Source organism: Micromonospora sp. NPDC005206, assembly GCF_040608175.1.
Taxonomy (GTDB): Bacteria; Actinomycetota; Actinomycetes; order Mycobacteriales; family Micromonosporaceae; genus Micromonospora.
Map to the genome: position 1 here is coordinate 162,022 of NZ_JBEXHU010000003.1, position 14,103 is coordinate 176,124.

The 14,103-nt window shown below is 72.7% G+C and carries 19 protein-coding genes and 1 pseudogene; 8 read left to right on the top strand and 12 right to left on the bottom strand.

Features of this window, described 5'->3' with window-relative positions; all coding sequences use genetic code 11:
• Window positions 1–67: 67 nt before the first annotated feature.
• From ABZU69_RS04890 to ABZU69_RS04910, 5 genes and pseudogenes are all read right to left on the bottom strand, one after another.
• Window positions 68–232, bottom strand: a complete 165-nt coding sequence (locus ABZU69_RS04890) for a hypothetical protein (protein ID WP_354963085.1) — start codon at window positions 230–232, stop codon at window positions 68–70.
• On the bottom strand, window positions 229–444 hold the full coding sequence (locus ABZU69_RS04895) for a helix-turn-helix transcriptional regulator (RefSeq protein WP_238648963.1): 216 nt from the start codon (window positions 442–444) through the stop codon (window positions 229–231). The genes ABZU69_RS04890 and ABZU69_RS04895 overlap by 4 nt, the downstream gene beginning before the upstream one ends.
• The gene (locus tag ABZU69_RS04900; RefSeq protein WP_354963086.1) at window positions 444–923 is read right to left on the bottom strand and encodes a DUF2975 domain-containing protein; all 480 of its coding nucleotides are present in this window, start codon (window positions 921–923) and stop codon (window positions 444–446) included. The genes ABZU69_RS04895 and ABZU69_RS04900 overlap by 1 nt, the downstream gene beginning before the upstream one ends.
• A gap of 118 nt (window positions 924–1,041) precedes the next feature.
• A pseudogene (locus ABZU69_RS04905) lies at window positions 1,042–2,304 on the bottom strand (DUF222 domain-containing protein).
• Window positions 2,305–2,358: 54 nt separating this feature from the next.
• Window positions 2,359–2,547 carry a hypothetical protein gene (locus tag ABZU69_RS04910; protein WP_354963309.1) on the bottom strand — a complete coding sequence of 63 codons (189 nt, stop codon included), beginning with the start codon at window positions 2,545–2,547 and terminating at the stop codon, window positions 2,359–2,361.
• 127 nt (window positions 2,548–2,674) lie between these two features.
• Here ABZU69_RS04910 and ABZU69_RS04915 point away from each other — a divergent pair, with 127 nt between their 5' ends.
• Entirely contained in the window at window positions 2,675–2,923 is a 249-nt protein-coding gene (locus ABZU69_RS04915; RefSeq protein ID WP_354963087.1) for a hypothetical protein, read from the top strand.
• A 12-nt stretch (window positions 2,924–2,935) separates the two neighbouring features.
• On the opposite strand, the gene ligD is transcribed toward ABZU69_RS04915, so the two are convergent.
• A complete protein-coding gene (gene ligD / locus ABZU69_RS04920) occupies window positions 2,936–3,973 on the bottom strand; it encodes a non-homologous end-joining DNA ligase (RefSeq protein WP_354963088.1) in 1,038 nt (345 codons plus the stop codon).
• A 47-nt stretch (window positions 3,974–4,020) separates the two neighbouring features.
• Here ligD and msrB point away from each other — a divergent pair, with 47 nt between their 5' ends.
• Window positions 4,021–4,425, top strand: coding sequence for a peptide-methionine (R)-S-oxide reductase MsrB (gene msrB, locus ABZU69_RS04925; RefSeq protein ID WP_354963089.1), 405 nt, complete (start codon window positions 4,021–4,023; stop codon window positions 4,423–4,425).
• 27 nt (window positions 4,426–4,452) lie between these two features.
• Here msrB and ABZU69_RS04930 read toward each other — a convergent pair whose 3' ends face one another.
• The 3 genes from ABZU69_RS04930 to ABZU69_RS04940 form a co-directional block, all read right to left on the bottom strand.
• Window positions 4,453–5,061 (bottom strand): DUF305 domain-containing protein, encoded by a 609-nt coding sequence (locus ABZU69_RS04930; protein ID WP_354963090.1) that lies wholly within the window; start codon window positions 5,059–5,061, stop codon window positions 4,453–4,455.
• Between the two features lie 63 nt (window positions 5,062–5,124).
• Window positions 5,125–5,871 (bottom strand): lytic polysaccharide monooxygenase, encoded by a 747-nt coding sequence (locus tag ABZU69_RS04935; protein WP_354963091.1) that lies wholly within the window; start codon window positions 5,869–5,871, stop codon window positions 5,125–5,127.
• A gap of 108 nt (window positions 5,872–5,979) precedes the next feature.
• The gene (locus ABZU69_RS04940; protein WP_354963092.1) at window positions 5,980–6,255 is read right to left on the bottom strand and encodes an isoamylase early set domain-containing protein; all 276 of its coding nucleotides are present in this window, start codon (window positions 6,253–6,255) and stop codon (window positions 5,980–5,982) included.
• A 155-nt stretch (window positions 6,256–6,410) separates the two neighbouring features.
• Here ABZU69_RS04940 and ABZU69_RS04945 point away from each other — a divergent pair, with 155 nt between their 5' ends.
• The 5 genes from ABZU69_RS04945 to ABZU69_RS04965 all read left to right on the top strand — a co-directional run bounded on the left by ABZU69_RS04945 (window position 6,411) and on the right by ABZU69_RS04965 (window position 10,120).
• Entirely contained in the window at window positions 6,411–6,671 is a 261-nt protein-coding gene (locus ABZU69_RS04945) for a Prokaryotic metallothionein (RefSeq protein ID WP_089017074.1), read from the top strand.
• A gap of 178 nt (window positions 6,672–6,849) precedes the next feature.
• Window positions 6,850–7,794, top strand: a complete 945-nt coding sequence (locus ABZU69_RS04950) for a DMT family transporter (RefSeq protein WP_354963093.1) — start codon at window positions 6,850–6,852, stop codon at window positions 7,792–7,794.
• A gap of 53 nt (window positions 7,795–7,847) precedes the next feature.
• Window positions 7,848–8,303 (top strand): GNAT family N-acetyltransferase, encoded by a 456-nt coding sequence (locus ABZU69_RS04955; RefSeq protein ID WP_354963094.1) that lies wholly within the window; start codon window positions 7,848–7,850, stop codon window positions 8,301–8,303.
• A gap of 118 nt (window positions 8,304–8,421) precedes the next feature.
• Complete coding sequence (locus tag ABZU69_RS04960; protein ID WP_354963095.1) at window positions 8,422–9,537, top strand: lytic polysaccharide monooxygenase; 1,116 nt, start codon at window positions 8,422–8,424, stop codon at window positions 9,535–9,537.
• 94 nt (window positions 9,538–9,631) lie between these two features.
• Window positions 9,632–10,120, top strand: a complete 489-nt coding sequence (locus tag ABZU69_RS04965) for a GNAT family N-acetyltransferase (RefSeq protein ID WP_354963096.1) — start codon at window positions 9,632–9,634, stop codon at window positions 10,118–10,120.
• A 15-nt stretch (window positions 10,121–10,135) separates the two neighbouring features.
• On the opposite strand, the gene hemQ is transcribed toward ABZU69_RS04965, so the two are convergent.
• The 3 genes from hemQ to hemE are packed head-to-tail and all read right to left on the bottom strand — an operon-like array spanning window position 10,136 to window position 13,347.
• Window positions 10,136–10,837, bottom strand: a complete 702-nt coding sequence (hemQ, locus tag ABZU69_RS04970) for a hydrogen peroxide-dependent heme synthase (protein WP_354963097.1) — start codon at window positions 10,835–10,837, stop codon at window positions 10,136–10,138.
• Entirely contained in the window at window positions 10,834–12,243 is a 1,410-nt protein-coding gene (gene hemG, locus ABZU69_RS04975; protein ID WP_354963098.1) for a protoporphyrinogen oxidase, read from the bottom strand. Before hemG ends, hemQ begins: the two co-directional genes overlap by 4 nt.
• 6 nt (window positions 12,244–12,249) lie before the next feature.
• Window positions 12,250–13,347, bottom strand: coding sequence for a uroporphyrinogen decarboxylase (hemE, locus tag ABZU69_RS04980; protein WP_354963099.1), 1,098 nt, complete (start codon window positions 13,345–13,347; stop codon window positions 12,250–12,252).
• A gap of 129 nt (window positions 13,348–13,476) precedes the next feature.
• Here hemE and ABZU69_RS04985 point away from each other — a divergent pair, with 129 nt between their 5' ends.
• The gene (locus ABZU69_RS04985; protein ID WP_354963100.1) at window positions 13,477–14,049 is read left to right on the top strand and encodes a DUF3000 domain-containing protein; all 573 of its coding nucleotides are present in this window, start codon (window positions 13,477–13,479) and stop codon (window positions 14,047–14,049) included.
• Window positions 14,050–14,103 lie beyond the last annotated feature (54 nt).

The following is a 14,103-nucleotide window of genomic DNA, read 5'->3' on the forward strand; positions in this document are numbered from 1 at the left end:
GGTTCGCGCCCGTTACTTGATCGTTACTCGGGAGCGTCAGGTGAGCTCGGCCCGCACGCCAGGACGGCTAGCTGCCGCCCCGAACGTTCCGTATTCCGAACGCAACCGCGCCGATCACCAGCACGACGCCCAGGAACTGGAGGCCCGGCGAGTCGTCGGCCTCGCCGTGCACGATGGCGGCGACGCCGAGCGCGGTCGCGAGAATGGCCGCGACGGTCAGGACGTACCTCATGAGGTCTCCTCTTCAACCCACTCGAGCAGGTCGCCGGGCTGGCATTCGAGCACCCGACACATCGCTTCCAGCGTGCTGAAGCGGACGGCCTTGGCACGGCCGTTCTTCAGCACCGCCACGTTGGCTGGCGTGAGCCCGACACGTTCGGCGAACTCACCGACGCTCATCTTGCGCTTGGCCAACTCGACGTCGATGCGGACGACGATGGGCATCAGATCACCGCTTCCATGTCGGTCCGCAGCGTGGTTGCCTGCCGCAGCAGCGCACGCATCACCACCATCAGGAGCCCCAGCACGGTGACGCCCACCGTCAGGAGGAACAGCAGGAGTGGCACTCCCGGGTCATCCGCGTTGAACCCGACGTAGAGAAAGACACCCACGAGCACCACCCACGCGGCGGCGATGGCCCACACGATCGCGTCCACCCACTTCAGGGACGCCTCGGTGAAGATGCGGTCGTCCTTGACCAGGCTGAGCAACTTCCACGTCGAGACGATGACCACCTGGACGCACAGCACCCAGAACACCGCCACGGCAGTCGCCGGCCACCGAAGGTAGGCGTCGTCCGGCGACTCCTGGGCCATGTGCGCGAACTGCCCCGGCAGCGAGAAGGTCTGGAACAGGACCAGGACCCCGAACAGCACCACGAGAAAGACCCGGAGAGCGGCAACCGCTCGATGTTCTGTCACCATGCATCGAGCTTCGCTCGCTATCTATCGAAAGTCAATCGGTATGTTGTTTCCTGTACTGAGTGAGCCGGCAGGTCTGCCGCGAGCAACGCCTGATATTGACCCTGGCGGTATCGGCTCCTCACGTGCGCCGGTGGTATTGGTTGCGACGCGGAAGCTGCTCGGGATCCAGCCAGGCCGGCGGCACGAACTCCGGGTGGCCGTCGCCAGCGAGTTGGACCGCCCAGTCGGTCTGGTGGACGTGTCAGTGGTGGTGGCCGCAGAGCAGCACCGCATTGTCGAGGCTGGTCGGACCGCCGTCGGCCCAGTGGTCGATGTGATGGGCGGCGCACCAGCGGGGTGGTCGGTCGCAGCCCGGGAAGGCACAGCCGCCGTCCCGCAGCACCAGTGCCCGCCGCAGCGGGCCGGTGACAAGGCGACGTTGTCGGCCCACGTCGAGAACCTGGCCGGCACCGCCGAGCACCGCGGGCAGGATGGCGGCATCGCAGGCGAGCCGGCGCACCGTGTCGGGGGTGAGCTGCAGGCCGATGTCGAGGGCGCCGGCGTGCAACTGCCGCGTCAGTCCGTCGTAGCTGGTGGTGACGACAACCTGGGCGCTCTCGCCGCCGTGCTCCGGCAGCCCACCGGTGCGCAGCGCGAGCCGACACACGTCGGCGAGAGCGTCATGGCGGCGCTGCCCGGCGGAGCGGGTGTCGTCGGGCCCGGAGGGTGCGCTGAGCGGGTCGATGACGGCGCGCAGCAGCGCGGCGCCCTCCGCGTCGAGGGTGCCGGTGAGCCGTAGCCGCTCGCCGGCCTGCTCGGAGATGGTGACGTGCCGGTCGCGCGCAGCCCGGGCGGCCTCGGCGGCGAGGGCCGCCGCGGCGCCGTCGTCGGCGAGGTCGTCGGCGAGGTCGGGAGCGACATGGTCGAGAATCCGGGCACCCATCCGGCGCAGCAGCGACGGGTCGAACTGCTCGGCCCACTCGACCAGCAGGCCAACGGCCTTGTCGGCCACCTCGGCGCCCGCCGAGGCCGACACCACGGCGGCCGTGCCGGCGATGACCCGGGCCTGCTCCACAGTGACCGCCCCGCTCGCCAGAGCGTCGCGCACGCCGGACGGAGCCGCCTCGACTGAGGCGGCGAGGCCGACCAGCCGACGGGCGGCGGAGACGTCGAGTCGCAGGCGGTGGCGCAGCCACACCGCCGACGAGGACGCGCCCTGCGCGACCAAGGTGCCCCGACCGTGCAACTGCCGAACAACCGCCAACTGCGCTGCCGCCAGCCGCTGCTGAAGCCGGTGCGTGGCATCGAGCGCCGCGATCAGATCGTGCTCGGAGAGCGCCCAGACGGCGGCGTCGACGCAGGCCGCCACCGCAATCTCCGCCCGCGCCAACTCATCGATCACACCCAAATTTTAGAACAGGTGTACGACAGTTCCCGGCCGCGCCGAGGGCCCTTCTCAGCCTTCGGCCAACTCCGGCCGATGCTCCCTGATCCAGGCCATCACATCCGACTTCCGCCAGACCTTTCCCTGCACCAGGTCCGCCACCGGATCCGGGAAGTTCCGGTGACTGGTGATCACGTACACCCGCTGCTTGCTGATACCGCCGAGCATCACGCGAATCTCCGCAGCGCCCACCAGCTCCATACGGCGGACCGTAAACAGTTGACCAGACTCCTTGACCCGAGGCAACGCCTCGGTCACCGTAAAGGGTATGCCCGCGCCGAACACCTCACCCGCCGATTACCGCGGTCCACTGAGAAACCTTCATCCCGTGCACCAGCACCTGCCGCGCCGACCCCTGTGGCTCTGCCGGGTGTGCGCTGCCCCCTGGCCGTGCGCCTCCGCCCGGATGCTGATGCGGGTGGAGTACCGGGCAGACCGGGTGGCATTGTCGATCTACATGGCCGGTCAGCTGTTCGACGCCACGGCCGACCTGTACAGGCTCAACCCCAACCCCGCACCCGACCCGCAGGAGTTGTTCAACCGGTTTCTGGCATGGACGGCCCAGCCGCCGCCATGAGGCAGGGGTCGGTCAGGCGCTGTCGTCGCCAGGGGTGCGCTTGGCGCGGCTGGGCTGGACCCGCTTGGGCTCGCCGGGCATCTTCGGGTGGTCCGGCGGGTACGGCAGGTCGCCCTGGCCGGCGGCGGCGTCCCGCTCGGCCCACTCCAGCAGCGGGGTGATGTCCCACGGGGTGTCGTCGATGCCGGCGTGCGGGTCGGCCCGCTCCTTGAGCCGGGCCGGGACGGTGCGCAGGTCGAAGTCGTCGGGGTCGACGTCGGGCAGCTCGTCCCAGGTGACCGGGGTGGAAACGGTGGCACGCGCGTTGGCCCGCAGCGAGTACGCGCAGGCGATCGTCCGGTCCCGGGCCATCTGGTTGAAGTCGACGAAGACCCGGCTGCCCCGCTCCTCCTTCCACCAGGCGGTGGTGACCAGCTCGGGGCAGCGGCGCTCCACCTCCCGGGCGAGCGCGATGGTCGCCCGGCGCACCTCGGTGAACGTCCAACGTGGGGCGATGCGCAGGTAGACGTGCACGCCCCGACCGCCGGAGGTCTTCGGCCAGCCGGTGGCGCCCAGCTCGTCGAGCACCGCGCGGACCTCCCCGGCGGCCCGCGCCGCGTCGGCGAAGTCGGTGCCGGGCTGCGGGTCCAGGTCGATGCGCAGCTCGTCGGGGCGGTCCACGTCGGCGGCGCGCACCGGCCACGGGTGGAACACGATCGTGCCCATCTGTGCCGCCCAGGCCACGTGGGCCAGATCGGCCGGGCAGAGCTCAGCCGCGCTCCGGCCGCTCGGGAAGGTGATCTCCGCGGTCGTCACCCAGGGCGGGACACCCCGGGTCGGCACCCGCTTCTGGAAGAACATCTCGCCCTCGACGCCCTCGGGGAAGCGTTGCAGCGTGGTGGGCCGGTCCCGCAGGGCGCGCATGATCCCGTCGCCGACCGCGAGGTAGTAGTGGAAGACGTCCGCCTTGGTGAAGCCCCGCTGCGGGAAGATCACCCGGTCGGGACTGCTCAGTCGGACGGTGTGCCCGGCCACCTCGACCTCGGCGACCGCTGCCTTGGTGCCACCCATCCCGCGACCTTATGCCACGCCCCCGACGTTCGACGTACGGTTGGGGCGTGAGTCTTGACGACAACGAACTGCCCCAGACCGATGACGAGTGGCGGGTCCGGCTGACCCCCGAGGAGTTCCACGTGCTCCGGGAGGCCGGCACCGAACGCCCGTGGACCGGTGAGTACGTGGACACCAAGACCGCTGGCGTCTACAACTGCCGCGCCTGCGGGCTGGAACTCTTCTCCAGCGACACGAAGTTCGACTCGCACTGCGGGTGGCCGAGCTTCGACGACGCCATCCCGGGTCGGGTCAAGGAGATCGAGGACCGCAGCCTCGGCGCGGTCCGTACGGAGATCCGTTGCGCCCGCTGCAACAGCCACCTCGGGCACGTCTTCCACGGCGAGGGCTTCACGCCGAAGGACACCCGGCACTGCGTCAACTCGGTCTCCATCCGGCTGGAATCGCGCTGAGCTGAGCAGCCACCGCGCGGCGGGGCGTCAGCGGCGTACCCCGGTCACCGCCGCGCGGCCGGCGGCCCCGGTCAGCAGCTCGACCTCGGCGGTGCGGGACTGCTCGATCCGCCGGGCCAGGTCGCGAACCTGCTCGCTGCGGCCCACGTCGACCTGGGCCCGGGCCAGGTCGGCCGCCGCCCGCTGGTGGTCGGCGAGCACCTCGCGCAGCACCCGGTCGACGTCGGCGTCCGATGCGGCCCGTAGCCGGTCGAGCGCGGCGTCGTCGCCGTGTCCGGCGTGGTGGTGCGCGCCCGCGCTGGCACTCGGGCCCGCCGTGAGCAACCAGCCGCGCATGGCGGCCAGCTCATCCGCCTCGGTCGCGTCGATGGCGGCGGCCAGGGTGCGCAGCGAGCCGTCCCGCACCCGGTCCCGAGCCAGCCGGACGATCTCCAGGGTGCGTTCGCTGTGCCCGACCATCGTGGTCAGGAAGACCACGTCGATGCCGCTCAGCGCGTCCCCGGCCGCTGCCGACCCGGCCGGGGACGTGGGCGCCGGTTGAGGCACGGCCGACGGGGTCGACGCGGGCGGTCCGGCGCAGGCGGCGGTGAGCAGCAGCACGGCGAGCAGGGGCGCCAGCGGGGTTCGGCGGGTCATGCCGGGTTGCTCCGATCACGCGAGGACGGCGACACGGGTGCGACCGGGGCCGCACCCGTGCGGTCAGACCTGACTCCAGAGCGCCGGCACGTTCGGCGGCTCCCACCCGGCGATGGCGGTGTGCGCCTGCCGGCAGCGGTACGTCGACCCGCCGTAGGTGGCCTGGTCACCGACCTGATACGCCCGACCGGCCGCCCAGGTGCCGCCCGCAGGCGGGTTGGTCGGCGTCGGGGTGGGGGTCGGCCGCGGGGTCGGAGTCGGGGTGGGGGTCGGTGTGGGGCTGGGCCCCGGGCCGCCACCGCCGCCGATCTGCACGTCGATGCAGGAGTAGAAGGCGTTCGCGGTGTCGGCGATGTTCCACACCGCGAGGATCTTCTGCCGGCCGGAGAAGCCACCGAGGTTGACATTGTGCGAGACGGTGGCGCCCGGCTGTTGGCCGTTGCCGTTGACCGAGGCGACCCGGGTGTTGCCGATCCAGTACTCCCAGTTGCTGGTCGCGTGCCGGGCGGTGTTCACCCACGTGAAGGTCAGCGAGCTGCCGACCGACGTCGCCGGCCAGCCCCGGCTGTCGTCGTTGAGGACGGCGAAGTGGGCGATGCCGGCGTGGCAGCTGCGGAGGCCCTTGGGCCCCTCGACGCTCTGCGGCTCGTACTTGATCTGCCCACAGTCGGGCACCCGGCCCTGGGCGCAGAGCGCCTGCCGGCTCGGTGGGGCGGACACGTAGCCGTGCGCCTGGGCGGGCGCGGCGACGGTGAGGGTGGCGGCGACGGCGCCCGCCGCCACCAGCGGGACGGTGATTCTTCGACGCATCGGGGCAGCTCCTTCTCCAGGTCCGGTGAGTGCCCCTCAACGTAATTTAAACTTTGTTAACAGTAAAGACCCCCATCGATAAATACATCGATGGTGACGAGTTTTCTGTCAGAGCCGGAGCAGGCCACCCCGCTCGTCGACCTGGTCGGCCGACTCGTCGTCCAACCAGACCCCACCGCTGGCGAGGTAGCGGAACCGGTACTCGCCCGGCCCGAGCCGCACGGTCACCGTCCGGGTGCCGTCGCGGCGGCTCACCAGCTCGTGCCGACCGGGCTCCCAACCGTTGAAGCAGCCCACCACGCTCACCGGGCCGGACGGGATGTCCCGGGGCAGGCAGAAGGTGACCCGGGTCTGGTTGCCGAAGAGTTTGTTGCGCTTGATCATTGCGATCCCTCCCGGTGCTGCGGCGGTTCACTCGGCCTAACGGACGACACGCCGGAGCCGACACGCCGCTGAGGTCGTCCGGGTAGCGGCATTCCGCCCGGTACCGCCACACGGCGAGGCATTCTGAAGACACATGTCCTGATACGGGGGTTTCTATGGCTACGTGCGAGGTCTGCGGCAACGACTACTGGATGGCGTTCGAGGTGCGCACGGTCAGCGGCGACGTGCACACCTTCGACTCGTTCGAGTGCGCGATCCACCGACTGGCACCGATCTGTGAGCACTGCGAAATCAAGATCGTCGGGCACGGCGTGGAGGTCAACGGCCGGTTCTTCTGCTGCGGGCACTGCGCCCGCGCGGTCGAGGGCGCCGAGGGCGCCGAGATCCGCGACGCCGTCGGGGCACGCCCCGCCTGATCCCGCCCCTGCGGTACGGTCGTGGAATGCGGCCGTTCCTGGGCGTCCTGCCCCCGCCGCGCTCCTGACCGGAGCGCCACGCCTCTCGCCGAGCGGTCACTGACCCGACTCGGCCACCTCGCCGTACGCGCTCCGTCGACGTCGTCCCGTCAACGGCTCACCCTTTCGGAGCGCACCCGTGTCCACCTCCCGTACCGCGCCGCCGGCCGCCCCGGCCCCGGCCGTCACCCAGGCCCGCACCGGCCTGATCCAGATCACCGTCACCGGAGTGCTGTGGGGCACCACCGGCGTAGCGGTGCAACTGTTGCGCGAGAGCACCGGGCTCAGCCCGGTGAGCATCGGTTTCCACCGCCTGGCCATCGCCGCGCTCGTCCTGCTGGCGTGCACCGCCGGTCGGCTCGGCGCGATCCTGGCCGCCCTGCGCGCGGCGCCGGTGCCGCTGCTGCTCACCGGCGTGGGCCTCGGCCTCTACCAGGCGCTCTACTTCGCCGCCGTGGCCCTGGCCGGAGTCGGCGTGGCCACCGTGGTCAGCCTCGGCCTCGCCCCGGTGCTCGCCGCGGCGTGGGAATCGGTGCGGGCCCGCCGGATGCCCGGCCCGCTGCGGCTCGGGACGCTGGGTGCCGCCGTGGCCGGCCTCGCCCTGATCACCGGTGCCACCGCGGAGCCCACCACGGCGGCGCCCGCCCCGCTGCTCGGCCTGCTCGCGGCGGCCGGATCCGGCCTCGGCTACGCCGTGACCACCCTGATCACCCGGCAGGTGTCGCAGCGCACCGCGCCGATGACGCTGACCACCATCTCCACCGTGATCGGTGCGCTGACCCTGGCCCCGCTGGCGCTGGTCGCCGGGGTCGGCGTACCGGTACGCGTCGACACCGTGGCGCTGCTGCTGCACCTGGGCGTGATCACCACCGCGGTGGCGTACGCGCTGTTCTACGCCGGGCTGCGCACCACCGCGGGCAGCGTCGCCGCTGTACTGACCCTGCTCGAACCACTCACCGCGGCGGCGCTGGCCGTGGCGTTGCTGCACGAGCCGCTCCCGCTGCCGGTGATCGTCGGCGGCGCGCTGCTGCTCACCGCCGTGGCCGCCACCTACCTCGCCCCCACCCGGGCGGACGTACCGTGACCATCGGCAGGACGCCTCGGGCCCCGCCCGACCGGACGGCCTACCATCGGTGGGTGCCCCAGCAGACCATCGAGGTCCGGACGGCGTCCTTCGCCGACCTGAACGCCCACACCTTCCACGACCTGCTCAAGCTGCGCATCGACGTGTTCGTGGTCGAGCAGCACTGCCCGTACCCGGAGCTCGACGGACGGGACGTGGAACCCGGCACCCGGCACCTCTGGCTGACCGACGGCGGCGCGCCGCTGGCGTACCTGCGGATCCTGGCCGACCCGGACGGCGTCGCCCGGATCGGCCGGGTGGTGGTGGCCCCCGCCGCGCGCGGCGGCGGGCACGCCGGCCGGCTGATGACCGCGGCGCTGGAGGTGGTGGGCAACCGGCCCTGCGTGCTGGACGCCCAGTCGCACCTGGTCGCCTTCTACACCCGGCACGGCTTCACGGTCAGCGGCCCCGAGTACGTCGAGGACGGCATCCCGCACACCCCGATGCGTCGCGACGGCATTGACGGCTGACGATCTGCCTGGCATCGTGCCGGGTAGAGCCATCGCGGGAGCCTGCGAGTAGGCACGGGAGCGGGCATCTCCCGGCGGTCCGGGTGTCGTCGTCCGACCTCATCCCCCCGGGGGCTCCATGTCCACTCTCGTCCGATCACCACGCGTGCTCTGGCTGCTCGCCAGCGCGGCGGCCGCCACGCTCCTGCTCACCACCGCGCTGACCACCGCACTGGTCCGGCCCGCCTCGGCGCACGGCTCGGTCGTTGACCCGGCCTCGCGCAACTACAGCTGCTGGCAACGCTGGGGCAGCGACTTCCAGAACCCTCGGATGGCCACCGAGGACCCGATGTGCTGGCAGGCCTGGCAGGCCGACCCGAACGCCATGTGGAACTGGAACGGCCTGTTCCGCGAGGGCGTGGCCGGCAACCACCAGGGCGCCATTCCCAACGGTCAACTGTGCAGCGGCGGGCGCACCCAGAGCGGTCGGTACAACGCCCTGGACACCGTCGGCGCCTGGAAGGCCACCCCGGTGTCGAGCAACTTCCGGGTCCGCTTCTTCGACCAGGCCAGCCACGGCGCCGACTACATCCGGGTGTACGTGACCCGACAGGGCTTCAACCCGCTGACCGAAACGCTCGGCTGGGACGACCTGGTGCTGTCCGGCCAGATCGGCAACACCCCGGCCTCGCAGTGGAAGCAGGAGACCGGCGGCGTCTCCATCGAGATCCCGGTGAACGCGTCGGGCCGCACCGGCCGGCACATCGTCTACACCATCTGGCAGGCCAGCCACCTGGACCAGTCGTACTACCTGTGCAGTGACGTGGACTTCTCCGGCGGACCGGGCACCCCGCCGCCCACCACGCCTCCGCCGACCACTCCCCCGCCCACCACGCCGCCACCGACCACGCCGCCACCCACCACTCCCCCGCCGACCACGCCGCCGCCGGCCGGCGCCTGCACGGCGACGTACGCGGTCACCGGCCAGTGGCCCGGCGGCTTCCAGGCCGAGGTGCGGGTGACCGCCGGCGGCTCACCCACCAGGGGCTGGTCGGTGAGCTGGAACTACGCCAACGGCCAGCAGGTCACCTCGGCGTGGAACGCCGCCGTCGCCAGCAACGGCACGCTGGTCACCGCGCGCAACGTCAGCCACAACGGCAGCCTCGCCGCCGGAGCGAGCACCACGTTCGGTTTCCTCGGCTCGTGGAACGGCAGCAACCAGGTTCCGCTGGTCTCCTGCACGACGACCAGTTGATCCCCGGTCGGCGCCGCACCCGGGCGGGGGTGCGGCGCCGGCCGGCGGGGAAATCCGGTGGTGCGCCCCCGCCGGTCACCGGCATCATCCCGACATGATCGAGATGACCGTGCTCACCCCCGACGACTGGCCCACCTGGCGCGAGCTGCGGCTCGCCGCCCTCACCGAGGCACCGGAGGCGTTCGGCTCCCGGCTGGCCGACTGGCAGGGCGACGGCGACCGCGAGCAGCGCTGGCGCGACCGGCTGAGCATCCCCGGCTCGCACAACCTGCTGGCCAGCCTGAACGGGCGGCCGGTCGGGATGGCCAGCGGCGTACCCACGCCGGACCCGCTCGTCGCGGAGCTGATCTCGATGTGGGTGCACCCCGAGGGGCGCGGCCGCAAGGTCGGCCACCAACTGATCGACGCGGTGGCGAACTGGGCCCGCGAGAGCGGCGCCGACCGGCTGCGCCTCAGTGTGATGCCGGACAACGCGGCGGCGAAGGCCCTCTACCAGCGCGCCGGCTTCAGCCGCACCGACGAGCTCGGCGACCTCCTGCCCGACGGCGTACGCCGCGAACAGGTCATGCTCCGCCCGCTCTGAGCCGCGCCCCCGGGCTCAGACCAGGCAGTTGACGATCTCGGCGACCGAGCGGCGGCGACCGGTGTAGAAGGGAACCTCTTCCCGGACGTGCCGGCGGGCGCCGGAGGCACGCAGGTCACGCATCAGGTCGACGATGCGGTGCAGCTCGTCGGCCTCGAACGCGAGCATCCACTCGTAGTCGCCCAGCGCGAACGAGGCCACGGTGTTGGCCCGCACGTCCGGGTAGCCACGGGCCTGCCGGCCGTGCTCGGCCAGCATCTCGCGCCGCTCGGCGTCGGGCAGCAGGTACCACTCGTACGAGCGGACGAACGGGTAGACGCAGAGGTACGGGCGGGCCTCCTCCCCGGCCAGGAACGCCGGGATGTGGCTCTTGTTGAACTCCGCCGGCCGGTGCAGCGCCATCTGCGACCAGACCGGGGTCATCGCCCGCCCCAGCGTGGTGCGGCGGAACCGCAGGTACGCGTCCTGGAGCGCGTCACTGGAGGCGGAGTGCCACCAGATCAACATGTCCGCGTCGGCGCGCAGCCCGGATACGTCGTACACGCCGCGGATCACGACGTCCTTGCCGGCCAGCTCCTCGAAGAGGGACTCGACCTCACCGGTGACGTTGTCCCGCAGCGACGGCAGCGGGGCGCTGGCCCGGAACACCGACCACATGGTGTAGCGGATGCTGTCGTTCAGCTCCCGCATTCGGGCCGCGTTGGTCTGCTCGGTCATCTCGCCGATCCTCCCAGTGCTGTGATGATCTCGTCGGCCGCCGTCTCGCCGGAGCGGACGCAGACCGGAATGCCGACGCCGTCGTAGCCGGCGCCGGCAAGGACCAGGGTGGGGTGCGCGGCCCGCAACGCCGTCCGCGCGGCGGCGACCCGGTCGGCGTGCCCGGGGGTGTACTGGGGCAGAGCCCCTCCCCATCGCTGCACGTGCCCGTCGACCGGGGCGGGCAGCGGCGCGCCGAGTACCGCCGACAACTCCCGGTGCACGGTGGCCGCCAGATCCGCGTCCGGGCGCTGGAGCTGCGCTTCCTCGCCGTACCGACCCACCGAGGCGCGGACCAGCGCCAGCCCGTCGGGCCGGCGCAGGTGCCCCCACTTGGTGGTGAAGAAGGTGGACGCCTTGATCAGCAGCCCCTCGGTGCTCGGCACCAGGAAGCCGGACAGCTCGGGCAGCTCCGGCTGCGGCAGCGCCAGGGTGACCAGCGCGACGCTGGCGTAGTCCAGCGCACCGACGCCCGCGGCGGCCGCCGGGGCCGGGCCGGCGAGCAGCCGGGCCGCCGGGCGGGCCGGCACGGCCAGCACCACGGCGTCCACCTCGACCAGCTCAGGGTCCCGGGTCGGGCCGACCGTGAGCCGCCAACCCGTGTCGGTCGGGGTCAGTTCCCGGACCGCGGCGTCGCGCCGCACCGTCGCGCCGCTGGCCGTCACCGCCGCCTCGACCAGCGTGCTCAGCCCGCCGGCCAGGGTGCCGAAGACCGGAGTGCCGGGAGCGCGCGGCGCGGCGGCCTGCGCCGCCCGGACCGCGCCGGTCAGGGTGTGCTCCACCCGGGCCGCCCGGGCCAGCGCCGGCATGGTGGTGACCAGGGAGAGATCGTCGGCGCGGCCCGCGTACACGCCGCCCAGCATCGGGTCGACCAACCGGTCGACCACCTCGTCACCGAAGCGGGACCGGACCAGCGCGCCCACCGAGACGTCCGCGTCGGGCCCGACCAGCGGCCGGCCACCGTCGGTGTCGGCGTCCGCGACCGGGCGGGCGACCGTTCGCACCCGATCCAGATCCCCGGGTACGCCCACCAGGGTGCCGCCCGGGATGGGGCGCAGCCCCCCGTCGACCACCAGGGCGGCCTGCCCGACGGTGGGGTGCACGATCTCGTCGGCCAGCCCGAGCCGGCGGGCCAGCGCCACCGCGGCGGACTCGGCGCCCGTCGGGTCGCGCATCAGGAACGACTCGGCGCCGAACTCCACCGGCTGCCCGGCCAGCTCCCCGGTGCGCAGCTTGCCGCCCAGCGCGCCGGACTGCTCGTACACCGTGATCTCGGTGCCCGCCGGTGTGCGGTCGCGCAACCGGACCGCGGCCGCCAGCCCGGCGATCCCGCCGCCGACCACCGCCACCCGCCAGGGCTGCCGCATCGCGTGTCAGCCCTGGTCGGCCCGGCGGCTGGAAAGCTCGTGCACCAGCGCGACCACCCGGGTCAGCACGTCCGGGTCGGTCTCCGGCAGCACCCCGTGGCCGAGGTTGAACACGTGCCCGTGTGTGGCCCTGCCCTGGTCCAGGATCCGGCGCACCTCGGCCTCCACCACCGGCCAGGGCGCGAGCAGCACGCACGGGTCCAGGTTGCCCTGCACCGCCTTGTCCGGGCCGATCCGGCCGGTGGCGACGTCCAGCGGGGTCCGCCAGTCGACGCCGACCACGTCCGCGCCGGCCTCGCCCATCGCGCCGAGCAGCTCGGCGGTGCCCACCCCGAAGTGGATCCGCGGGATCCCGGCGTCGACCAGCCCGCTCAGCACGGCGGTCGAGTGCGGCAACACGTAGCGGCGGTAGTCGGCCTCGGAGAGCGCGCCGGCCCACGAGTCGAACAGCTGCACGGCGGATACCCCGGCCTCGACCTGCACCCGGAGGAAGGCGAGCGTCACCTCGGCCAGCCGGCCGCAGAGCGCGTGCCACAGCTCCGGATCGCCGTACATCAGGGCCTTGGTCTTCGCGTGGGTCCGCGACGGGCCCCCCTCGACCAGGTAGCTGGCCAGGGTGAACGGCGCGCCGGCGAACCCGATCAGCGGGGTGTCGCCCAGCTCGACCACCAGCTGCCGGACCGCCTCGTCCACGTACCAGACGTCGTCGCGGTTGATCGGGCGGATCCGCTCCACGTCGGCGGCGGTGCGGATCGGCTCGGCGACCACCGGGCCGGTGCCCGGCACGATGTCCAGGTCGACCCCGGCCGCGGCGACCGGCACCACGATGTCGCTGAACAGGATCGCCGCGTCCACTCCGTGCCGGCGCACCGGCTGGAGCGTGATCTCGGTGACCAGCTCCGGGCGACGGCAGGACTCCAGCATCGGCACGCTCGCCCGGATCTCCCGGTACTCCGGCAGTGAGCGGCCAGCCTGCCGCATGAACCAGACCGGGGTGTGCGGGCCTGGCCGGCGCCGGCATGCCCGGATGAAGGGCGAGTCGGCCGGCCCTCCGGGGCGCTGTTCTCCGTCTCGGGCGGCAGTGCCCGTGGTCTCCGTGCTCATCGCCGCAATCGTGCCACGGCACCCACCCCCTCCCCGCCCGGGGTGAAAGGAAGAACACCTTCCCGCCGCCGAACGGGGCGTCGGCGCGCCGTCGAAGCCGGGGGACCGACGGCGGCATAGGCTGCCTGCATGGCCCCCCCGATCGCGCTCCCGGAGACCTTCGCCCGCGCGGTCACCGGGCTGCGGTCGGCGGCGCCCCGGCCGGAGATCACGCTGGAGGAGGTCGGTGCCCCCCAGCGGCTGGCCCCGTACGCGTTCGCGCTCTCCGCGACGGTGCTGCGCGACGGCGACGAGGTGACCACCGGCCGGCTGATCCTGCTGCACGACCCGGTCGGGCACGAGGCATGGCAGGGCACCCTGCGGCTGGTCACCTACGTGACCGCCGAGCTGGAGGTCGACCTGGCCGCCGACCCGCTGCTGCCCGGGGTCGGCTGGACCTGGCTGACCGACGCGCTGGACGCCCACGACGCCGGTCACCGCGCCATCGGGGGGACGGTCACCCAGACCATGTCCACCCGGTTCGGCGACCTGGCCGGCCCACCCACCGCCGGTGACATCGAGATCCGCGCCTCGTGGACCCCGGTCGACGACGACCTGACCCCGCACCTGCTCGGCTGGTGCGCGCTGCTCTCCTCCACGGCGGGCCTGCCTCCACCCGGGGTGACCGCCCTGTCCGACCGCCGCCCCGCCGGCGCCACCTGACCCGTCGACCACCCTCGACCGGCATCCAAAGGCCACCTTGCGGACACCCGACCG